The organism is Kitasatospora sp. NPDC004289, from assembly GCF_053602875.1.
On the sequence record NZ_JBSGEL010000013.1, the window covers coordinates 16,449 to 38,158 of the forward strand.

The window sequence follows — 21,710 nt, forward strand, 5'->3', positions numbered from 1 at the left end:
TGGTCAGCGACCCCGAGCTGGCCAAGGTCACCGGCCCCGGCAGCGGGGACTTCGGGGAGGAGAAGCAGGACGTCCAACTCGCCCGCACCGCCGCCCAGTACGACGTCAAGATGGTGGTCGTCACGATCGGCGCCAACGACGACTTCGACTTCAGCGGGATCATGATGAGCTGCCTGGAGCAGTACTTCCCGATCCCCAAGGACAAGGGCTGCCGGGACACCATCGGCAGCGAGGCGATCACCGCCCGGGCCGAGCGGGTCAAGCCCAAGGTGGTGGCCGCGCTCACCAGCGTGCGCAACACCATGCGGGCCGCCGGATACGCCGACTCCGCCTACCAGTTGGTGTACCAGTCCTACTTCACCCCGATCACCCCGGACATCCGGCGCAACGACTACGTCGGCAAGGTGGCCGACGGCTGTCCGGCCTTCCCCGAGGACCTGGCCTGGGGCCACAACTGGGTGGTGCCCACGCTCAGCGACGCACTGCGCGAGGCCGCCTCGCGGGTGCCGGGCGTGCGCTACCTCGACCAGCGCCGGGTCTCCTACGGCCACGAGGTGTGCGCGGGCTGGAGCAGCTCGCCGTACGAGTACACCAACGGCGACGTGATCGACCTCTCCGAGCGGGACCGCAACGGCTGCGACCACGAGATCGGCATCCCGGGGGTCTGCATGAACATGGTGCGGCAGTCCTACCACCTGCGGGTGGCGGGCTACCGCGGCGAGGGCGTCTGCCTCGGTCAGTTCTACCAACGGCCGGAGCTCCCCGAGGCGTTCTGCACCCTCAATCCGCAGAACACCACCTCGATCCAGCCGCTGACCCCCGGCCGGCCCTTCCCCGACAAGCCCGAGGCCGGCTCCTGGTACCAGCTCACCAACCTGGCCACCGGGCAGGTGCTGGACTTCGCCGGCGGCGGCACCTACGGCGACTCCACCAACGGACGGGCCGCCATCGGCTACCGGGCGACCGGTGGGCTGAACCAGTCCTTCGTCCTCAACTCCCGCCCGGCCGGCGGCTTCTCGCTCACCTTCAGCGGCAACGAGTCCATGTGCCTGGACGCCGCCGGCGGCTCCACCGCCCCCGGCACCCGGCTGCTCCAGTGGGCCTGCCACGGCGGTGACAACCAGCGCTGGCTGATGCGCCCGGCGGCCGCCGGGGGCTACGAACTCGCCTCGCCCGGCGGCCGCCGGGGGCTACGAACTCGCCTCGCCCGTCGACCAGTCCAAGGTGATGGCGCTCTCCACCGCCAAGGACGCCCAGGGCAACCGGGTGGTCGAACTCGCCTCCTCCACCGGCGCGGCCGAGCAGCGCTGGCAGATCACCAAGCTGGGCATCGCGTACCTGCCCTGATGCCAGGGCCGCCTCCTCGGTGGGGCCGAGGAGGCGGCCCGAGGCCGGGGCCCGACCCGTGGGGGGTCGGGCCCCGACCGTTCAGACCGCCTCGCCGACCACCCGGGGCAGCCAGTCGTCCAGTCGGGAGAACGCGTAACCGAGCTCGCGGGCGCGGGAGTTGTCCATCCCGTAGTAGTGCCCGAAGGAGAACGGCGAGGGCTCGGGGCCCTCCGCGAAGCGGGCGGCGGGCAGTCCGTGGCGCTCCAGCAGGGCGCAGAGCTCGCGCACGTCCACCTCGCCGGTGGAGCAGGCGTTCACCGGGCCGGTGAAGTCCTGGCCCGCGGCCCAGGCCAGGAAGCGGGCGATCTCGCCGTACTCGGCGAAGGTGGCCGGGGCGGCCGGGCGGTGCACGGTGATCGCCTCGCCCGCGCGCATCCGCTCCGCGTAGTGCGCCAGCCGCCCGGTGAAGTCGGCCGCGCCGCCGCCCAGCACGTGCGCCGTGCGCACCGCCGCGTACGGCAGCCCGCCCTGCCGGGCCAGCACCGCCTCGGCCCGCCGCTTGCCCTCGGCGTAGCCGTCGCCGACGGGCTCCGCCCCCGGCCAGGCCGCGGCGTCGAACTCGCCTTCCCCCAGCGGCTTCCCGGGCACGCCGCGGACGTGGTCGTAGACCTCGCAGGTCGAGGTCATCAGGTACCGGCCGGCCCGGCCGCCGAAGACCCGCAGCGCCACCTCGGCCTGCTCGGGCCGGTAGAGCACCTGGTCCAGCACCACGTCGAAGCTCGCGTCCCCCAGCGCCGCGGCCAGCGCGGCCTCGTCGTCCCGGTCGGCCCGCACGTGCCGCACCCCGGGCGGGGCCTCGGCCGACCCCCGGTTCACCAGGGTCACCCGGGCGCCGCCGTCCCGGAGCAGCTCCACCACCCGCCGGCCGAAGTACCGGCTCCCGCCGATCACACAGATCTCTCGCATGCACACCCCAACTCCGACGGGCCACGGAGTCTTCCAAGATCCACCGTCCGAAAGGCGGTTCACCTGGTGGACAGCTCTGCGGCCGCCCCGGCCGATCGAGCAGGATCGGGCACCACCTCGCCTTCCGGGAGCCCGCGATGTCCAGCCCTGCCCGCCCCGCCCAGACGGTCCTCGCCGCCGACCGGATCGCCGCCGTCGCCGAGGAGCACGGCACCCCGGTCTGGATCTACGACGCGGAGACCATCCGGGGCCAGATCGCCAAGCTCCGCGGCTTCGACACCATCCGGTACGCCCAGAAGGCCAGTTCCAACACCCACCTGCTGCGGCTGATGCGGGAACAGGGCGTGGCGGTGGACGCGGTCTCGCTCGGCGAGCTGGAGCGCGCGCTGCGGGCCGGCTACCAGCCGCGGGGCGAGGACGAGCCGGTGGTGTTCACCGCCGACCTGCTGGACCGGACCACCCTGCGCCGGGTGGTCGAGCTGGGCGTGCCGGTCAACGCCGGCTCCCCCCAGATGCTCGACCAGCTGGGCCAGGCCTCCCCGGGCCACCGGGTCTGGATACGGATCAACCCCGGCTTCGGGCACGGCCACAGCCGCAAGACCAACACCGGCGGGGAGCAGAGCAAGCACGGCATCTGGCACGAGCACCTGGCCGAGGCGCTGGAGCTGGTGGACCGTCACGGCCTGGACCTGACCGGCTTCCACATGCACATCGGCTCCGGAGTGGACTACGGCCACCTGGAGGCGGTCTGCGAGACCATGGTCAAGCAGGTCCGGCTGGCCGGGCGGGACGTCCGGGCGATCTCGGCGGGAGGCGGGCTCTCGGTGCCGTACGCGCCGGGCGAGCCGGAGGTGGACACCGAGCGGTACTTCCGGATCTGGGACGCGGCCCGGCGGGAGCTGGCCGCCGAACTCGGCCACCCCGTCCGGCTGGAGATCGAGCCGGGCCGCTTCCTGGTGGCCAACTCCGGGGTACTGGCAGCCGAGGTGCGGGCCCACAAGCCGGTCGGCTCCAACCACTTCGTCCTGGTGGACGCGGGCTTCAACGACCTGATGCGGCCCGCGATGTACGGCAGCGCCCACCGGGTCAGCGCGATCCGCGGCGGCGCTCCGCTGACCACCCCGCCGGTGGACACGGTGCTGGCCGGTCCGCTCTGCGAGTCCGGCGACGTCTTCACCCAGGCCCCCGGCGGGGACGTGCTCGCCGTTCCGCTGCCCCGGGTCGAGGTGGGGGACCTGGCCGTCTTCCACGACACCGGGGCCTACGGTGCGAGCATGTCCTCCACCTACAACACCCGCCCGCTGATCCCCGAGGTGCTCGTGGACGGCGACGAGGCCAGGCTGATCCGCCGCCGCCAGACCATCGACGAACTGCTCGACTTGGAGGCCTGACCCTCGCCGGGGCGCCCCGCGTGAGCGCCCCGCAGGGGCGCGAGGAACTGCGCGCAGGGGAACGGCAGCACCTGCAACTGGCTGACGGAGCTTCAGTTGCAGGTGCGCCGCCTTCCGGACTCGCGCAGTTCCTCGCGCCCCTGGGTCGCTGCCCTGCCGTGCCGGAGGCGCTACTCGTGCCGCAGGGCGTCCGGGCGGAGCAGCTTGAGGAGGGGCGGCAGGCCGGCCGCCGTGGCCAGCAGGACCGCGCCCGCCGCGCAGGCGGTCAGGGCCAGCATGGAGCCCCAGTCCATCAGGAACTCCAGCCCGGCGGTGAACTGGAGCAGTGCGCCCGTGCCCAGCCCGGCGAGGGCGGCCAGCACCAGGCCGAGCGCCATCGGGACGGCGGTCTGCCAGAGCACCGAGGCGGCCAGCACCCGGCGCCGGGTGCCGAAGGCGTAGAGCACGCCGAGGATGCGGCGCTGCTCGCGCAGCCGCTCCAGCTGGCCGACCAGCAGGCTGACCGCGACCAGCAGCAGGGTCAGCCCGGCCCCGGCGGTGAGCACCCGCGTGACGGCCAGGTAGGTGTGGTCCCGCTCGGCCGTCAGCGGGGTGCGGGTGCGGGCCTGCGGGGAGATCACCATGGCGTCGGTGGTCAGGCGGGCCACCGGGTCGGCCACCGCCTCGTCCATGGAGACCAGGACGGTCGCGGGGTGGCCGCGCAGCACCCCCTCGGGGGCCGCGCGCGGGGTGAGCAGCAGGGTGCCGCCCGGGCTGTACAGGGCGGTCGGGTCGACGCCCGGCCGGCTCGGCACGGTGGCGGTGACGGGCGGGACGGTCCACTCGGGTGCCTCGCCGCCCCGGTGGCTCAGCGCCCGGACCCGATCCCCGGCCCGCAGCACCTCGCCGGGCGCCTGCCCGATCCCGGTCGGGCCGGTCAGGAAGGCGTCGCCGTCCTGACAGGAGGTCAGCACCGCGAACTCGGCCAGCACCGTGCAGTCGGCGATCCGGACCTCACCGCCGTCCCACTCCCGGCCGGGCGGGCCGCTGAGCAGGAAGTCGGTGAACCCGGTGGTGCGGGCCACGCCGGTGGAGCGGGCCAGCCGGTCGGCCAGTTCGAGCGAACGGGCGCCGCCGCCGGGGAACTCCACGCTGTACCGGTACCGGGCGGCCGCGGCGTCCGGCTGCCGCACCGAGTAGGCACCGCTGACCCCGAAGAACAGGGTCTGGAGCGCGATCGCCCCGGCGACCGTGACCACCACGCCGCTGACTGCGGTGGCCGCCGGGCCGGCGCTCAGCTGGAGCCGGCGGACCGCCAACTGCCAGGAGAGCGGCCCCCCGCCGGCCCGGTGGATGAGTGCCTCGACCAGCCAGGGGAGCAGTGTGCAGACCGCCAGCAGCACCAGCAGCACGCCGACCGAGACCAGCAGCGATCCGAAGGTGCCCTGCACCGGGTTGAGCAGGCCGTCCGCGTCGGCGAAGCCGGGGCCCCCGGGGCCGGGCAGCGCCATCGCGCCGAGGGCCACCAGCAGGCCGAGGGCCGCCAGCGCCAGCCGCCACCAGATCCGCCGCCGCTCGCGCCCGGAGCGCCGGACCACGCCCAGCGGATCCACCGTCACCCGGCGCATCGCGACGAGCGTGACCAGCACCGCGAGCGCGGGTACCGCCAGGGCGACGGCGAGGGCGATCGCCGGGTGCGGGGAGACGTCGCCGGCGAAGAAGCTGAAGCCGGCCACGGTGACCTGCTCCAGCAGCTGACGGCCGATCAGGAAGAGCGCCAGGCCGAGGACGAGCCCGAGCGCCGAGCCGACCAGCGACTCGCCGGCCGCGAACCAGGCGGTCATCCGCCGGTCCGCCCCGGCCAGCCGGAGCGCGGCCAGCCGGCGGTCCCGGCGCTCGCCGCCGAAGCGGGCGGCGGCGGCCAGGAAGACGCCGACCGGGGCGAGCATCACGATCAGGCCGACCGCGTTGAGCAGCACCAGCCGGGAGTCCATCGCCTTGGCCGGGGCGGAGTACCCGTACCGCTCGACCCGCAGGGCGCCGCCGTCCACGGTCAGCGCGTCGGAGCCGAGCACGAAGGAGTACTGGCCGGGGCCGAGCAGGCCGTCCGGGCCGACGGTGCCGGTCACCGGGTAGGGCAGCCGCTCCCGGAGCAGCTCGCTGCCGGGCTCGGCGAGCAGCCGGGCGAGGGCGGGCGAGACGGCCATCCGGCCCGGTTCCGGGAATGCGGCCAGGCCCGGGGGGAGGGCGGCACGGGCGCCTTCGCGGCGCACGACCCGGCCCCGGACGGGCTCACCGTCGAAGGTGGTGTCGGCCACCGCGAGGAGCACGCTGCGGTCGGTGGGGGCGGCGATCCCGTCGTCCCCGAAGGTGTCGTTCTGGACGTACAGCCGCGCGTTCCGGTGATCGAGGATGCCGGGAAAGGAGGCGGTGAAGAGCAGCAGTGCCACGCCGAGGGCGACCCCGGCGGCGGTCATCAGCAGGCGGCCCCAGCCCTCCCGTCCGCTGCCCAGCGCCAGCCGGGCGCCGAGCGCCAGCTGCGCGGGGGCGCGCAGACGTCCGGTGGTGGTGCTCATGCGGCGGTCTCCAGGTCGGTGGTGCGGCCGTCCCGGACGACGATCTCACGGTCGGCGTACGCGGCCACCCGGGGTTCGTGGGTGACCAGCACCACGGCGGCGCCGGTCTCCTTGGCGGCGGAGGCCAGCAGCGACATCACCCGCTCGCCGTTGAGCGAGTCCAGCGCGCCGGTCGGCTCGTCGGCGAAGACCACCGAGGGACGGGTGATCAGCGCCCTTGCCACGCCGACCCGTTGGCCCTGCCCGCCGGAGACCTCGCCGGGCCGCTTGGCCGCCAGCTCGGCGACCTGGAGGCGGTCCAGCCACTCGGCCGCCTCCTGCTCGGCCGCCGCGCGGCGCACGCCGTTCAGCCGCAGCGGCAGGGCGACGTTCTCCAGGCAGCTCAACTCCGGGACCAGCTGGCCGAACTGGAACAGGAAGCCGAACTCGGTGCGGCGCAGCTCGCTCAGCTCGGCGTCGCCGCAGTCGGTGAGCTGGCGGCCCCGGTGGCTGACCGAGCCGGCGTCGGGGCGGGTGATCCCGGCCAGGCAGTGCAGCAGGGTGGACTTGCCGGAGCCCGAGGGGCCCATCACGGCGAGGATCTCACCGGCCTCGACGGTGACCGAGGCGTCGGTGAGGGCCTGGGTGGGGCCGAAGGCCTTGGTCAGCCCGCGGGCGGAGAGCAGGGTGGCAGGGGAGGTCATGCGGCTGACTATACACACGAGGTATACACGCAGTGCATAGGGGGCCGGAGCGAGGGTGATGCCGACGGGGATCCGGTCATCCGTGCAGGTCGGGGCCCTGTGGGGCGGTGCGGTCCGCGCCCGGTCCGCCGACGGGCCGCTCCCGGAGCGTCCGCGGTCAGTCCGGGAGCGGCCCGGCGGGCGGGGCGGCGAGCAGCTCGCGGACGGCCTTGGCCTCGGGGGCGCCGAGCCGGTCGAAGAGGGCCAGCGCGGCGTGCAGCCGGCCGCGGTCCCCGGTCGCCCGGCCGAGCACCGTCTGGGCCAGCGCCTGGCCGTACGTGCGGCCCACCTCCTCGGTGATCTCCAGGGCGCGCGAGGCCAGCCCGACCGCCTCCGGGCGCCCCTGGTCGAGGCGGCACTCGGCCAGCCGGGCCAGGGTCAGCCCCTCCCAGTCCCCGGGGCCGTGCAGGCGGAACAGCTCCAGCGCCTCGGTCAGCTGCTCCGCCGCGGCCGCCGGCTCCCCGGCCTGCCGCAGCACGCAGCCGTACTGGTACAGCACCCGGGCCAGGCCGGAGCCGGTGGCCACCTCCCGGGCGTCGTGCGCGGCCCGCCGGGCGTCCGCCACCGCGCGCTCCGGGTCGCCCAGCGCCAGCCGGACCCGGGAGATCGCCGAGAGCACCCGGGCGGCACTGCCCCGGTCGCCGGTCCGCTCCGCCAGTTCCCGTGCCAGCAGCAGGAGTTCGAGGGCCCGGTCGGGCTGCCCGGTGGCCAGCCGGAGCACTCCGAGGGCGTTCGCCGCCAGGTGCCGCCCGACGGTGTCCCGGGCCCGCTCGGCCAGCTCCAGGCTCCGGGTCAGCTGACGCTCCGCCACCCCGTAGGCGTCGGTGCCGTAGTGCAGCACCCCGGCCAGGTAGTGCGCCCGGCCCTCGGCGGCCGGCGCGTCCTGCTCCCAGGCCGCCCCGGCCGCCAGCTCGATCAGCCGCTGGAACTCCCGACGGTGCGCCGGGCCCTCGACCAGGCCGTACCAGACCAGCAGCAGGTCCACTGAGGGCCGGGCGCCTGAGGGGAGTTCGCGCAGCGCCCGCTCCACCGTCCCGGCCAGCAGGTCGTGCCGCTCGCGCAGCCAGCGCCGGGCGGCCGCCGCATCGGCCGGCACCAGCCCCGGGCCCTCGGTGGGGTGCAGGCCGTGGTGCAGCGCGTGGTCCGGTTCGATCAGCCGGGCGGCGTTCACGGTGGTGGCCAGCAGGTGGTCGAGCAGCCGGGCCAGCGCGGCCTGCCGCTCCTCCACCGGGTCCAGCTGCTCGGACAGCCGTCGGGCGTACCGCCGCAGCAGGTCGTGGTACCGGTAGCTGTCCGAGCCGTACGGCTCCAACAGTCCGGCGTCCACCAGGAGTTCGGTCAGGTCCTCGGTCTCCTCCGGGCCCCGCCCGAGCAGGGCGGCGAGCGCGTCCAGCGGCAGCTCCACCGCCTCGGCGACGGCCGCCAGCCGGAAGGCGCGGGCCGGCTCGGCCGCCAGCTCGGACAGGCCCAGCTCCAGGACCGCCTCCAGCGCCGGGCCGCCGCCGGTCCTCGGCTCGCCGGGCCAGCGGTGCGCGGCCCGCAGCCGGTCCGCCAGCTCGGCCGCCGAGGGCGCCCCGGCGCCGTCCTGCGCCAGCCGCCCGCCGGCGATCCGCACCGCCAGCGGCAGTCGGCCGCAGAGCTCGGCCAGTTCGCGCGAGGCCCGCGGATCGGCCGCCACCCGCTCCGGGCCGGCCACCGCCGCCAGCAGCTCCACCGACTCCCCGGCGGTCAGCGGCTCCAGCTCGAACTGCCGCGCCCCGGGCGGCCGCAGGGAGCGCGAGCGGCTGGTGACCAGCACCGCACAGCCACCGCTGCCCGGCAGCAGCGGGCCGATCTGCCCGGTGCCCCGGGCGTCGTCCAGCACCACCAGCACCCGGCGGCCGGCCAGCAACGACCGGAACAGCGCCGCCCGTTGGTCCACGTCCTCCGGGATCGAGGCGGGCGGGGTGCCCAGGGTCTGCAGGAAGCCGGCCAGCACCGCCCCGGCCTCGGCCGGCGCCGGGCCCGCTCCGTGCAGGTCCGCGTGGAGCTGGCCGTCGGGGAAGCGCTCCTGCACCCGGTGCGCCACGTGCACCGCCAGGGCGGTCTTGCCCACCCCGCCCGGGCCGGTCACGGCGCAGACCGGCACCGCGCCGTCCGGATCGGGGCGCAGGTACCCGTCGAGCTGCTCGACGGCCTCCCGGCGGCCGGTGAACCCGGCCACGTCGGCGGTCAGTTCACGGGGCGTCGGCAGGCCGGGGGCGGTGGCCGGGCGCAGCGGCCGGGGGCGGCGGGGCGCGGTGGCTGCGGTCGCCGCGGTGGTCCCCGGGGTCGTGCCCAGGGGGTCCCTCGGGGCGGGGACGGAGGGCGAGGGGCGCGGAGCACCGCCCGGCCGCCCCGCGTGTCCCGGGTGCTCCGCGCGTCCCGGGTGCGCTGCGTGCGCCGCGGGGTCCACCGGGCCGCCCGAGCCCTCGGGGCCGGGGACGTCCAGGGTCGGCCGGTCCAGCGGAGGGCGGTCCAGCACCGGGCCGTCCAGGGTCGGATCGGCCGTCAGGATCCGCCGCTGCAGGTCCGCCAGCCGCACCCCCGGCTCCACCCCGAGCTCGGCCCGCAACAGCCGCCGGGCATCGGCGAACACACCGAGCGCCTCGGCCTGCCGCCCACTGCGGTACAGCGCCAGCATCAGCTGCGCCCGGGGCCGCTCGCGCAGCGGATGGGCGGCCGCCAGCGTCTGCAGCTCGGCCACCGCCTCGGCCGGCCGGCCCGCCGCCAGCAGGCAGTCCAGCACCTCCTCCTGGGCACGCAGCCGCAGCTCGGTCAGCCTGGTCCGCTGCCGCTCCGCGTGCGGTCCGGGCACCCCGGCCAGCGCCGTCCCGCTCCATTCCGCCAGCGCCCGGCTGAGCGTCAGTTCCGGCCGCGGTCCGCCTCCCGGCGCCGCGCGACCGCGGGCCGCGACGGCGCGCGGAGCCTCGGCGGCCTCCGCCAGCAGGCGCTCGAACCGGTGGGCGTCCACCGTCTCCGGCGCCACGGCGAGTGCGTGGCCGCCGGGCACCGAGCGCAGCACCGCGGCCGGTCCGCCGCCCGTCCGCTCCGGCTCCAGCGCGGTGCGCAGCCCCCGGACGTACCGGCGCAGCGCCTCCGCCGCGCGCTCGGGCGGGCGCCGCCCCCAGAGCGCCTCCACCAGCTCCTCGGTGCCCACGGGCTGACCCGGCCTCAGCAGCAGCACCGCCAGCACCGCCCGCTGCTGCGGGGGGCCGAGCTCTAGCTCGCGACCGTCCAGGCGGGCGCGCACCGGGCCCAGCAGCTGGAAGCAGTAGCCCTCGTCCGGGTCGTACCCCTCCGGCCCGGACGGCCCGTGCCCGGGCACGGCCGGTACCGGTGCCCCCTCGTGCCGCCCGGCCCGGGCGGTGCGCTCCGCCATGTGGTCCCCCCACTGTTCGCTCCGCCCACGTCCGATCCCCGATATCCGGAGCGGGCGGCCCCACGGTACACCGGAGTCCCGGCGTTGATCGTTTGTCGACCGGCGGCCGGCCGCCGCGGTCCCCCCGGTGGTCCGCCCGTCGCCGACCACCGCCCCCGAGGAGGAGAAGCGCCGACGGACGTGATTCCGTCACACCTCCACCCGGCCGCGCACACATCCGGCCGGGCGGACTCCCCGTGCTGACGGATCGTCAGTCGTGCGTCCGGGCAAGCGGGTCGGGGTCCGCTCCCCTGGGGCTGGCCCCTCGGGCACGCCGGGAACTGACGGAGTCAACGCTGAGCCCGACCGGGACGCAGACCAGTGGGAGTAGGGACATCGTGCGGGAGAGCATCAGACGTGGCCTGTTCAGCTGTCTGGCGGCGGTGGCCCTCGCCGCTGCCGTCCCGGCCCTTCCGGCCGGAGCGGCCCGGTGCTGGACCTCGGCGGCACGAGGAGAACGTGACGCCCCGCCAGCTCTCCTGCGGCATCGCGATGTTCGCCATCCTGGACGGCGGCAGCGCCACCGGCCCGGGTTTGGTCCGGCTGACCGACTAGCCCGGCACCTACTACCGCCCGGCCGTCGGCGCGCCGACCCCGCAGACCTTCGTGGACGAGCAGAGCCTGCCGGCCAGCCGCCTCTGGGGCCAGGGCGCCCGCCTCGACGTCGAGCGCGTCACCGTCACCTCGTCCTGACCCCGCCCCTGCCCGGCCCCGCCCACCACCGGGGCCGGGCAGGGCCGTCTCCCCGACGGGTCAGGGCCAGACGAGGCAGTAGAGCTGGTGGCCGGCGTCGTGGAGGCGGTTGGCGAAGTCCTGCCACTCGTGCAGCATCGTGTAGATGACGAAGGCGTCCCGGGGGCCGCGCCGGTCGGGGACGGTGGACCAGATGAAGGCGGCGGCGCCGAGTTCGGTCTCGTCGGCCTTGCGCAGGGGTTCGACGACGGTGTGGGGGAGCTGGACCACGGCGTAGTCGGGGTGGAGGACGACCAGTTCCAGCGGGGGCACCTGGTGGAGCGGGACGCCCTGGATGCCGGTGAGGACCATGGCGGACATGGTCTCGGGCTTGATCTTGGTGGAGAGGTGTCCGTTCGGTGAGCCGCTGGTCTCCATCAGGTCGCCGAGGCGGCCGAGCGAGCCGAGCTCGCCCGCGTCGAGGCCGAGGCCGCCGGGGCCGAGGGCGGTGGGGACTCTGGCGGCGGTGGCCCGGTCGGGTGCTCCGAAGTACTTGTAGGTGACTCCCACGCTGCCTTCACCCCGCTTTCCCCTGCCCGAACCCGTACCCCCACCAGCAGCACCGGCACGCCAGGCACGCCGACGGGAGCCACCCGCGGCCTCCTCGTGGCCGTCCTGCGCCTCGGACACTCGGACCATCCTCACCGGAATTCGCCGGAATCGACAGACCCCCGCACGCTCGGTGTCCCTCCGAACGTGCCAACTACCCGCTCCACGCCGCCGTACACGGCCTGCCTGTCACATTCCGACGTGCGTGTGCCACGGCGGACGGACCGTCAGGTGCGGGGCGGTACGGACAACCGTACCGACGACACTACAGACCGTACAGTCCGGTTCGGTCACACCCCGGCACATCTCCGATCATCGTTCCAGATGATCGGGTCCGACATGCGGAGGTCCAGGACACGATTTGAGACCATGTCCCGGTGACCAACCCGAAGAGCTACCCCTACGAGGCCCCGCAGAGCCAGTCGCTGTTCGACCGCGCGTCGGTCGTGACCCCCGGCGGCGTCAACTCCCCGGTGCGCGCGTTCCGCGCCGTCGGCGGCACCCCGCGGTTCATGGTGTCCGGCACCGGCCCCTACCTGACCGACGCGGACGGCCGCGAGTACGTCGACCTGGTCTGCTCCTGGGGCCCGATGATCCTCGGCCACGCCCACCCGGCGGTGGTCGAGGCGGTGCAGCGGGCCGTGGCCCTCGGCACCTCCTTCGGCACCCCGGGGCAGGGCGAGGTCGAGCTGGCCGAGGAGATCGTCGACCGGATCGCCCCGGTCGAGCAGGTCCGGCTGGTGTCCAGCGGCACCGAGGCGACCATGTCGGCGATCCGGCTGGCGCGCGGCTTCACGGGCCGGGCCAAGGTGGTGAAGTTCGCGGGCTGTTACCACGGTCACGTGGACGCGCTGCTGGCCGCGGCCGGTTCCGGCGTCGCCACCTTCGGCCTGCCGGACACCCCGGGCGTGACGGGGGCTCAGGCGGGCGACACCATCGTGCTGCCCTACAACGACCTGGCGGCGGTCCGGGCGGCCTTCGAGCAGAACCCCGGCCAGATCGCCTGCGTGATCACCGAGGCCTCCCCGGGCAACATGGGCGTGGTGCCCCCGCTGCCCGGCTTCAACAAGGGCCTGTCCGAGCTCTGCGCCGCCAACGGCGCGCTCTTCGTCTCCGACGAGGTGATGACCGGCTTCCGCACCTCCAGGGCCGGCTGGTACGGCGTCGAGGCGGCCCACGAGGGCTGGGCTCCGGACCTGCTGACCTTCGGCAAGGTGATGGGCGGCGGCTTCCCGGCCGCGGCCTTCGGCGGCCGCGCCGACGTGATGGGCCACCTGGCCCCGGCCGGTCCGGTCTACCAGGCGGGCACCCTCTCCGGGAACCCGATCGCCACCGCGGCCGGCCTGGCCCAGCTGCGGCACTGCACCGACGAGGTGTACGCCAAGGTCGACGCGGTCTCCGCCGAGATCTCCGGCCTGGTCTCCGCGGCACTGGCCAAGGAGGGGGTGGCGCACCGCCTGCAGACCGCCAGCAACATGTTCTCGGTGTTCTTCCTCGACGAGGCGGTCACCAACTACGACGAGGCGAAGCGTCAGGAGTCCTTCCGCTTCACCGCGTTCTTCCAGTCGATGCTGTCGCAGGGGGTCTACCTCCCGCCGTCGGCCTTCGAGTCCTGGTTCGTCTCGGCCGCGCACGACGAGCGCGCCGTGGAACTGATCGCCGCAGCCCTGCCCGCCGCCGCCCGCGCGGCGGCCGAGGCGCGGGCCTGACCCGGGGGAGCCCGAAGAAGTGAGCAACAAGGACATCACCGTCGTCCACCTGATGCGGCACGGCGAGGTGCACAACCCGGAGGGCATCCTCTACGGGCGCCTGCCGGACTACCACCTCTCCGAGCTCGGCCGGCAGATGGCCGACCGGGTCGCCGAGGACCTGGCGGGCCGGGACATCACGTACGTGGTGGCCTCCCCGCTGGAGCGCGCCCAGGAGACCGCCGAGCCGATCGCCAAGTCGCACGGGCTGACCGTCGCGATGGACGAGCAGCTGATCGAGGCGGACAACATCTTCCAGGGCAAGACCTTCGGGGTCGGTGACGGCTCGTTGAAGAACCCCTCGCACTGGAAGTACCTGACCAACCCGTTCCGCCCGTCCTGGGGCGAGCCGTACATCGAGCAGGCGGTGCGCATGATGGGCGCCCTCGCCAAGGCCCGGGACGCGGCGCGCGGCCACGAGGCGGTCTGCGTCAGCCACCAGCTGCCGATCTGGATCGCCCGCTCCTTCGCGGAGCGCCGCCGGCTCTGGCACGACCCGCGCCGTCGGCAGTGCTCGCTGGCCTCGCTGACCAGCTTCACCTACGAGGGCGACAAGATCGTCTCGATCGGCTACCGCGAGCCGGCCCGCGACCTGCTGCCGGCCCACCTGGTCGGCAAGGGCAAGAAGGGCGACGCCCCCGTCGGCAAGAGCTTCGGCGCCTGAGTCGGGCCTGACGGGACGTCAACACCGCTTTGTCCGTTTTAAGCGGATCATAAGCACGATCGCCGCAGGTCAAGGGGGGTCCCACGGTCAACGTAGGACCCCCCTAAAACGGACCCAAGTGCCATGCGAAACTTTTCACATGTCTGGGACGACCCGCCGCTTCCTCCGCCCCGCCGCCGCCCTCGCGGCCGCCTCCGCCCTGGCCCTCACCGGCTGCACGGCGGACTCCGCCAGCTCCGACGGCCAGACCGGTTTCGTCACCGGCAAGGGCGGCCTCGACACCGCCGCGGCGGGCTCCCGGGAGGCCGCCCCGGAGATCGGCGGCACCCTGCTGGACGGCGGCAGCGCCAAGCTGGCCGACTACCGGGGCAAGGTCGTGGTCCTCAACATCTGGGGCTCCTGGTGCGGTCCGTGCCGGGCCGAGGCCAAGGGCCTGCAGGAGGTCTGGACGAAGTACCAGGACCAGGGCGTGCAGTTCCTCGGCATCAACACCAGGGACGCGGTGCCGGCCAACGCGGTTGCCTTCGAGAAGAACTTCGGGGTGACCTACCCCAGCATCTTCGACCCGGACGGCACCCAGATCCTCAAGTTCCCCAAGGGCAGCCTCAACCCGCAGTCCATCCCGACCACCATCGTGGTGGACCGCGAGGGCAAGCTGGCCGCCCGGGCGATGCGCGCCCTGTCCACCGAGGACCTGGAGAGCCTGATCAAGCCCGTCGTGGACGAGGCGAAGTGAGCGCCGTCCTCCTGGCGGTGGGTCAGAACGAGACCGTGGCCACCGGCGCGATCCTGCTGGCCCTGCCGATCGCCCTGGCGGCCGGCCTGGTCTCCTTCTTCTCGCCCTGCGTGCTGCCGCTGGTGCCCGGCTACCTGAGCTACGTCACCGGCTTCTCGGCCGCCGACCTGGCCGACGCCAAGGGCGGCCGGCGCGGCCGGATGCTGCTCGGCTCGCTCTTCTTCATCCTCGGCTTCACCGCGGTCTTCGTCTCCGGCGGCGCGCTGTTCGGCTTCTTCGGCTCGACCCTGAGGGAGCACCAGCAGACCATCAACGTGGTGATGGGCCTGCTCACCATCGCGATGGGCCTGGCCTTCATGGGCCTGCTCCCCGGCTTCTCGATGCGCGAGCTGCGCACCCACCGCCGCCCGGCCGTCGGCCTGGCCGGCGCCCCGCTGCTCGGCCTGGTCTTCGGCATCGGCTGGACCCCGTGCATGGGCCCGACCCTCGCCGCGATCAACTCCCTCGCCCTCAACCAGGCTTCGCCCTGGCGCGGCGCGGTGCTGATGCTCGTCTACTGCCTGGGCCTCGGCGTACCGTTCGTGCTGGCCGCCCTGGCCTTCCGCCGGGCGCTCGGCGCCTTCGGCTGGGTCAAGAAGCACTACCAGTGGGTGATGCGGATCGGCGGCGGCATGCTGGTCGCCGTCGGCCTGCTGCTGGTCACCGGTGTCTGGGACACCCTGGTCACCGAGCTCCAGTCGCTCACCGCCACCACCTCGATCGGAATCTGATGAGCACCCACACCGACGTCGAGAACGAGGCGGAGCGGCTCACCTCCGCCCCCGAGGAGGCGGAGCAGGGCCCGGTCGGCATCGGCCCGCTCGGCTGGCTGCGCTGGACGTGGCGTCAGCTCACCTCGATGCGGGTCGCGCTGATCCTGCTCTTCCTGCTCTCGCTGGCCTCCATCCCCGGCTCGCTGATCCCGCAGAACGGCAAGAACGCCTTCAAGGTCGCCACCTGGAAGGCCGAGCACCCGACCGTCACGCCGGTCTACGAGAAGCTCCAGCTGTTCGACGTCTACAGCTCGGCCTGGTTCTCGGCGATCTACATCCTGCTGTTCGTCTCGCTGGCGGGCTGCATCGTCCCGCGCACCTGGCAGTTCGTCGGCGTGCTGCGCTCCCGCCCGCCGGCCGCCCCGCGCAACCTCACCCGGATGCCGGTGCACGCCGCCTGGCACACCGGCGCCGACGCCAAGGCCGTCAACAACGCCGCCTACGCGCTGCTGAAGAAGCGCGGCTTCCGCACCCACCTGGCCGACGGCTCGGTGGCCGCCGAGAAGGGCTACCTGCGCGAGGCGGGCAACCTGCTCTTCCACTTCTCGCTCTTCGCCCTGCTGGCCGGCTTCGCCTGGGCCAGCCTGGCCAGCGGCACCGGCGGCAAGCTGGTGATCGAGGGTCAGGGCTACTCCAACACCGCGACCCAGCTGGACGACTTCACCGGCTCCGCGTTCTACGGGGTCGAGGACCTGGACGCGTTCGGCTTCAAGCTGGACAACTTCACCTCCAAGTTCGCCACCTCCGGGCCGCAGGCCGGCTCGGCCCGCCAGTTCACCGCCCACGTCCGGTACTGGAGCGGCAGCGACCAGTCCAAGCTGAGCAAGGGCGACATCGAGGTCAACCACCCGCTGGAGATCGGCGGTTCCAAGGTCTTCCTGATCGGCCACGGCTACGCCCCGGTCGTCACCGTCAAGAACGCGGCCGGCGAGAAGGTCTACTCGGGCCCGACCGCCTTCCTCCCGCAGGACGGCAACCTCACCTCCACCGGCGTCATCAAGGTCAGCGACTACGGCCAGAAGGACGGACAGCGGACCCAGCTCGGCTTCAACGGCTACTTCCTGCCGACCGCGCCGGAGAGCTTCGAGAAGACCGGCCCGGTCTCGCTCTTCCCGGCCGCCGCCGACCCGCTGCTGGTGCTCACCGCCTACGCCGGCGACCTGGGCACCGACTCCGGCCTGCCGCAGAACGTCTACCAGCTCGACACCAAGAAGCTCACCCAGCTCAAGCAGGACGGCGACCTGGCCCGCGCCAGGCTGAAGCCCGGTCAGGCCTGGACCCTGCCCGACGGCTACGGCACCCTCACCTTCGAGGGCTACCAGCAGTGGGCCAGCTTCGAGGTCTCGCACCGCCCCGGCAACGCCGTCGCCCTGGTCGGCGCCGTCTGCGCCATCCTCGGCCTGATCGGCTCGCTGCTCATCCAGCGCCGCCGGATCTGGATCCGCGCCGTCGCCACCGCCGACGGCCGCACCCTGGTCGAGCTGGCCGGGCTGGCCCGCAGCGAGTCCGCCAAGATCGCCGAGGAGCTGGCCGAGCTGGCCGTGGAGCTCCAGGACGACGCCCCCGCCGTCGAGGACGAGGACGCCTCCGACGGAGCGTCAGAAACCCCCGCCCGCACCGCACAGGACTCCAAGGAGTAGACGGTGAACCTCGCCGCATCGGTCGACCCCGGTCTGGCCGACCTCTCGAACAAGCTGATCTACTCGGCGATGGCCGTGTACGTCATCGCCATGTTCGCCCACATCTTCGAGTGGACCTTCGGCTCCAAGGGAGCGGTCGCCGTCCGCTCCACCGAGCAGGCCGGGGTGGCCGCCGCGGTGGCCGAGGCCGAGCGCAGGGGCAAGGCCAAGAAGGTCACCGTCACCGTCGCCTCGGCCGGCGGCGGCACCACCACGCTGACCCGCACCGCCCTCGCCGACGCCGGGGCCACCGTGGTCACCAGCGGCCGCGGCGATCAGGACGAGGACGGCCCCGGCGCGGCCGGCGGCAGCGAGAAGGGCGACCTGGCCGGCCGCATCGCGGTCTCGCTGGCCGGCCTCGGCGTCCTGCTGCACGCCGGCGGCGTGCTCACCCGCGGCCTCTCGGTGATGCGCTGGCCGTGGGGCAACATGTACGAGTTCTCCTGCGCCTTCGCCCTCGCCATGGTGGTCGCCTACCTCGGCCTGTTGGTCGCCAGGAAGCCGGTCCGCTGGCTCGGCCTGCCGGTGATGGTCGCCGTCGTCCTCACCCTGGGCCTCGCCGTCACCGTGCTCTACACCGAGTCCGAGCAGCTCGTCCCCGCGCTCCACTCCTACTGGCTGGCCATCCACGTCTCCACCGCGATCTTCTGCGGCGGCGCCTTCTACGCGGCCTTCATCGCCACCGCCCTCTACCTCGGCAAGGACTCCTACGACCGCCGGATGGCCGAGGGCAAGGCCACCGGCCCGCTCGGCACCTCCGCCTCGATCTGGCGCCGCCTGCCGGCCGCCTCGACCTTCGACAAGCTCTCCTACCGGATCAACGCGATCGTCTTCCCGCTCTGGACCTTCACCATCGTGGCCGGGGCGATCTGGGCCGAGGCCGCCTGGGGCAAGTACTGGGAGTGGGACCCCAAGGAGACCTGGTCCTTCATCACCTGGGTGTTCTACGCCTGCTACCTGCACGCCCGCGCCACGGCCGGCTGGAAGGGCCGCAAGGCCGCGTACCTGGCGTTGTTGGCCTTCGCCTGCTGGCTCTTCAACTACTACGGCGTCAACATCTTCGTGACGGGGAAGCACTCCTACGCCGGCGTCTGACGCCCGGTCACATCCATCCATCTGTACGAAGAGCGCGAGGAGGGCCGCACCCATGCCGGAGTGCGACGAGGTCATGCTGACCGTCCGAATCACCGCTGCGGAGAGAGCGCTGCTCCGACGGCTGGCCCAGAGCCACCGGAGCGACGTCTCCGAGGTCGTGGCGGACGGTCTGCTCGACGTCCTGCCGACGCTGCACCGGCCCGCGGACGCGTTCAAACTGCTGGCCGCGCTCGCGCCGCCGGCGCCGTGCGCCCAGACCGTCTGGCTACCGGCCCCACTGGCCGACCTCCTGGTCCTCGCCGCCGCCCGGGTCGCCCAGCTCACCGGCGTCCGCCTCGGCTCCGCGAGCGCCATCCTGGGGGCCACCGTCCGCCTCTGGCTCTCCCAGGACCCCCAGCACCTGGAGGCCAACCTCAGCGTCATGCACGCCGGCCGGGGAGCCGCCCTCGCCGTCGTCGCCTGACTGTTTGCAGGCGCTGAGGTAGGCAGCGACCTCAGGGGCGCGAGGAACTGCGCGCAGTGGAAAGGCAGCACCTGCAACTGGCTGACGGCGGTTCAGTTGCCGGTGGGCCGCCTTCCGATTCGCGCAGTTCCTCGCGCCCCCGGGGTGACCGCCTACGTTCCCCGCGCCCCGGTCTCAGATGGTTAGCGTCGGGGGAATCCACGGGTCGGTGCGGGGCTTCGTCGAGGTGATGCCGTAGTCGGGCTTGAGCTCCTCGGGGATGGCGTACTGCATGACGCGGCCGCGGGTGAGGGAGCTGAGCTCGAAGCGGGTGGTGAGCTCACCGAGGTGGTCGAGGGCCCAGGCGGCCAGCGGGGAGGCGTCCTCCAGGCGTTCCAGGACGCCCAGGGCGGCCGGGGCGAGGGTCACCAGACGGTCCCAGGGGGAGCGGGGGACCTGGAGCCAGTCGGCACTGGTGTCGCCGATCAGGAAGCGGATCAGGGCCGCCACCACCGGGTCGAAGAAGGTCCCCGGCACGACCTCCTCGTAGAGGTCGATCAGCTGCTTCGTGAGCAGCACGCCCTCCTCCGAGGGCCCCATGTGCCGCGCCATGTACCGGTCGGAGAACTCCCGGGCCTGCTCCAGGTCCGCCGGCATCGCGTCGAGCTCGATCCCGAGGATCGCCCCGACCACCTTCCAGGCGTAGAAGTAGGCCTCGGCGCCCTCGTTGGACATGTGGATGCCCATCCGGTGCAGCGCGTCGAGCACCTGCACTGAGAACATCATCTGCCCCCCGATCATGTCCTCCTGGCAGATCGGCACCCCGAGCGCCGCCTCGTCCCACCGCCCCTCCCGCCGCAGGTGGTGCCGGATGGAGGCGTGTAGCAGCCGGACCTTCTGCGCGGCGGGCAGGAAGCGCCCGCCGGCCTCGAAGGCGTCGGGCCGCATCAGGTAGAGGGTGAACTGCCCGGTCTCGGCCATCCGCTTCGACGGGTACGCCAGCGAGTGCGTGGCACTCAGCAGCCTGGCGATGTGCGGGACGACGTAGCAGGCGGGCATCGAGGCGAAGGAGAGTGCCGTGGAGATGTGCACGTTGTTGTCGATGAAGAACAGCCGGGCCTTCTCCATCTGCTCCCAGTCCACCCAGGAGGGCGGCACCGCCGTGGCCTCCAGGTAGGCCCGCGCCTCCTCGGGGACGTCGTCCGGCAGTGGCTGGCCGCTCTGCGCGAACCAGCGCATCAGGGTGTTGAACTTGCCGACCTCGCCGCGCTCGAAGAGCGCCGCGACCACGGAGTCGGCGAGCGGGTCGCCGAGCAGCCGCAGGGCGTCCATCCGTTCGGGGGTGTACGTCATGGGTCCTCATTCGACGGAGGGTCAGGAAGTGCGCGCGGTGGCGGCGTCGACCAGCTCGCCCAGCGCGGCGGCGGCCGGCCCGGCGACGGGGGCGGTGGCCAGGGCGGTGCGGGCGGCGGCGGTGCGCTCCTCGATCAGCTCCTCGACCCGGGCCCGGGCGCCGGAGCGGACCAGCAGGGCGCGCAGCTCCGCCAGGTCCTCGGGGCCGGGCCGGTCGAGCAGGGCGCGCAGCCTGGCCCGGTCGGCGGGGCCGGAGTTGGCCAGGGCGAGGGCCAGCAGGGCGGTGGGCTTGGCCCCGGCGAGGTCGTCCAGGTTGGACTTGCCGGTCCGCCCTGGGTCGCCGAAGACGCCGAGCAGGTCGTCGCGGAGCTGGAAGGCCTCGCCGAGCGGCAGCCCGTACGCGGTGAAGGCCTCCAGCAGGGCGGGCGGTGCCCCGGCCAGCAGGGCGCCGAGGTGGAGCGGGTGCTCGACGGTGTACTTGGCGGTCTTGTAGCGGACGATCTCCAGGGAGCTCGCCTCCGAGGCGGCGGCGCCCCGGGTGCGCAGCACCTCCAGGCACTCGCCGGCGACCAGCTCCCGGGCCAGGGTGGCCCAGAGCGGGCGGGCCCGGGCCAGGTAGCCGGACGGCAGGCCGCAGGAGGCGAAGAGCTGGCCGGCCCAGGCCGTCAGCAGGTCACCGACCAGCATGGCCAGCGCCCGCCCGGCGGCGTCCCGGCCGGGCCCCTCCGGGACGGCCTGACGGAGCGCCAGGTGGGCGGTGGGGGAGCCCCGGCGGACCGGGCTGTCGTCGATCAGGTCGTCGTGCACCACGGCCGCCGCGTGCACCAGCTCCATCGCGGTGGCCGCCCGGACCATCGCCTCGCTGTCCGGCTGCCCGGCCGCCCGCCAGCCCCAGTAGGCAAAGGCCGCCCGCAGCCGCTTGCCGTCGGCCACGGCGGCGGTCAACTGCTCGGCGACCGGCTTGAGTTCGGGGTCGATCGCGGTGAGCAGAGCGCACTCCTCCGCCACGAACGCGTGCAGTGCCCCGTCCACCCGGGCCTTCAGTCCGCCGTCCCAGGCAGCGGCGGACTCAGCCACCGCCCGCGGCCTTCCGGTACGCGGCCGAGCGCCTCGCCACCGCCTCCATGTGCGGCTCGGAGCCGGTGGCGAGCCGCCCGAGCAGCAGCTCGCCGCGGGCCCGCAGGTCCTCCTGGCCGTCCGTCAGCAGGGCGTCCAGGTCGGAGCGGCCCAGCGTGCCGCGCAGCCGCCGCAGCAGCCCCTCGGCCTGCTCCAGCCCCAGGTCGACCACCCCGGCGAGGAGTTGGACCGCCTCCGCGCCCCGGTCCGCCGGCTTCCCGTTCCCGTTCGCTGCCACCACGCCTGCGCCTCCACCCCGGTGCGTCCACGAATGGACCGAGCCTGGCAGGGGAGGCGGGCCGTTCTGAAGGGGTGGTCACCGGTCCGGGTGAGAACGCGCCGAAGCCCCGGCACCCGCCAGCACTGGCGTGCTAGTACGGTG

The 21,710-nt window shown here is 74.0% G+C and carries 16 protein-coding genes and 1 pseudogene; 9 read left to right on the forward strand and 8 right to left on the reverse strand.

Annotation, left to right across the window (positions count from 1 at the left end; genetic code table 11):
* Positions 1-674 precede the first annotated feature (674 nt).
* Positions 675-1,121, forward strand: a pseudogene (locus tag ACWEPF_RS11260) (RICIN domain-containing protein); the annotation flags it as partial.
* Between the two features lie 307 nt (positions 1,122-1,428).
* Here ACWEPF_RS11260 and ACWEPF_RS11265 read toward each other — a convergent pair.
* Entirely contained in the window at positions 1,429-2,295 is an 867-nt protein-coding gene (locus ACWEPF_RS11265; RefSeq protein WP_452172381.1) for an NAD-dependent epimerase/dehydratase family protein, read from the reverse strand.
* A gap of 137 nt (positions 2,296-2,432) precedes the next feature.
* Here ACWEPF_RS11265 and lysA point away from each other — a divergent pair, with 137 nt between their 5' ends.
* Positions 2,433-3,686, forward strand: coding sequence for a diaminopimelate decarboxylase (gene lysA, locus ACWEPF_RS11270; RefSeq protein ID WP_452172382.1), 1,254 nt, complete (start codon positions 2,433-2,435; stop codon positions 3,684-3,686).
* A gap of 170 nt (positions 3,687-3,856) precedes the next feature.
* Here the strand turns inward: lysA and ACWEPF_RS11275 are convergent, their stop codons facing one another.
* The 4 genes from ACWEPF_RS11275 to ACWEPF_RS11290 form a co-directional block, all read right to left on the reverse strand.
* Positions 3,857-6,241 (reverse strand): FtsX-like permease family protein, encoded by a 2,385-nt coding sequence (locus ACWEPF_RS11275; protein ID WP_452172383.1) that lies wholly within the window; start codon positions 6,239-6,241, stop codon positions 3,857-3,859.
* The gene (locus ACWEPF_RS11280; protein ID WP_345289289.1) at positions 6,238-6,924 is read right to left on the reverse strand and encodes an ABC transporter ATP-binding protein; all 687 of its coding nucleotides are present in this window, start codon (positions 6,922-6,924) and stop codon (positions 6,238-6,240) included. The genes ACWEPF_RS11275 and ACWEPF_RS11280 overlap by 4 nt, the downstream gene beginning before the upstream one ends.
* Before the next feature lie 157 nt (positions 6,925-7,081).
* Positions 7,082-10,363 carry an AfsR/SARP family transcriptional regulator gene (locus tag ACWEPF_RS11285; RefSeq protein ID WP_452172384.1) on the reverse strand — a complete coding sequence of 1,094 codons (3,282 nt, stop codon included), beginning with the start codon at positions 10,361-10,363 and terminating at the stop codon, positions 7,082-7,084.
* Positions 10,364-11,155: 792 nt separating this feature from the next.
* On the reverse strand, positions 11,156-11,644 hold the full coding sequence (locus tag ACWEPF_RS11290; protein WP_057231582.1) for a hypothetical protein: 489 nt from the start codon (positions 11,642-11,644) through the stop codon (positions 11,156-11,158).
* Positions 11,645-12,060: 416 nt separating this feature from the next.
* Between ACWEPF_RS11290 and hemL the strand changes: the two genes are divergently transcribed.
* The 7 genes from hemL (at position 12,061) to ACWEPF_RS11325 (ending at position 18,880) form a co-directional block, all read left to right on the forward strand.
* Entirely contained in the window at positions 12,061-13,392 is a 1,332-nt protein-coding gene (gene hemL / locus ACWEPF_RS11295; RefSeq protein WP_380149575.1) for a glutamate-1-semialdehyde 2,1-aminomutase, read from the forward strand.
* A gap of 52 nt (positions 13,393-13,444) precedes the next feature.
* Positions 13,445-14,095 carry a histidine phosphatase family protein gene (locus ACWEPF_RS11300; RefSeq protein ID WP_345289305.1) on the forward strand — a complete coding sequence of 217 codons (651 nt, stop codon included), beginning with the start codon at positions 13,445-13,447 and terminating at the stop codon, positions 14,093-14,095.
* Between the two features lie 139 nt (positions 14,096-14,234).
* A complete protein-coding gene (locus ACWEPF_RS11305; protein ID WP_452172385.1) occupies positions 14,235-14,831 on the forward strand; it encodes a TlpA family protein disulfide reductase in 597 nt (198 codons plus the stop codon).
* On the forward strand, positions 14,828-15,601 hold the full coding sequence (locus ACWEPF_RS11310; protein WP_380149576.1) for a cytochrome c biogenesis CcdA family protein: 774 nt from the start codon (positions 14,828-14,830) through the stop codon (positions 15,599-15,601). The genes ACWEPF_RS11305 and ACWEPF_RS11310 overlap by 4 nt, the downstream gene beginning before the upstream one ends.
* Positions 15,601-17,283 (forward strand): cytochrome c biogenesis protein ResB, encoded by a 1,683-nt coding sequence (resB, locus tag ACWEPF_RS11315; protein WP_380149577.1) that lies wholly within the window; start codon positions 15,601-15,603, stop codon positions 17,281-17,283. The genes ACWEPF_RS11310 and resB overlap by 1 nt, the downstream gene beginning before the upstream one ends.
* Positions 17,284-17,286: 3 nt before the next feature.
* Positions 17,287-18,417: a c-type cytochrome biogenesis protein CcsB gene (ccsB, locus tag ACWEPF_RS11320; RefSeq protein WP_452172386.1), complete on the forward strand. Its 1,131-nt coding sequence runs from the start codon at positions 17,287-17,289 to the stop codon at positions 18,415-18,417.
* A gap of 52 nt (positions 18,418-18,469) precedes the next feature.
* Entirely contained in the window at positions 18,470-18,880 is a 411-nt protein-coding gene (locus ACWEPF_RS11325; protein WP_380149579.1) for a hypothetical protein, read from the forward strand.
* A gap of 174 nt (positions 18,881-19,054) precedes the next feature.
* Here ACWEPF_RS11325 and ACWEPF_RS11330 read toward each other — a convergent pair whose 3' ends face one another.
* From ACWEPF_RS11330 to ACWEPF_RS11340, 3 genes are read right to left on the reverse strand one after another with little or no spacing between them, the layout of a single operon-like run.
* Entirely contained in the window at positions 19,055-20,212 is a 1,158-nt protein-coding gene (locus ACWEPF_RS11330; RefSeq protein ID WP_452172387.1) for an oxygenase MpaB family protein, read from the reverse strand.
* 21 nt (positions 20,213-20,233) lie between these two features.
* Positions 20,234-21,289: a polyprenyl synthetase family protein gene (locus tag ACWEPF_RS11335; protein ID WP_452172388.1), complete on the reverse strand. Its 1,056-nt coding sequence runs from the start codon at positions 21,287-21,289 to the stop codon at positions 20,234-20,236.
* Positions 21,282-21,569 carry a polyprenyl synthetase gene (locus ACWEPF_RS11340; protein WP_345278942.1) on the reverse strand — a complete coding sequence of 96 codons (288 nt, stop codon included), beginning with the start codon at positions 21,567-21,569 and terminating at the stop codon, positions 21,282-21,284. Before ACWEPF_RS11340 ends, ACWEPF_RS11335 begins: the two co-directional genes overlap by 8 nt.
* Between the last annotated feature and the right edge of the window lie 141 nt (positions 21,570-21,710).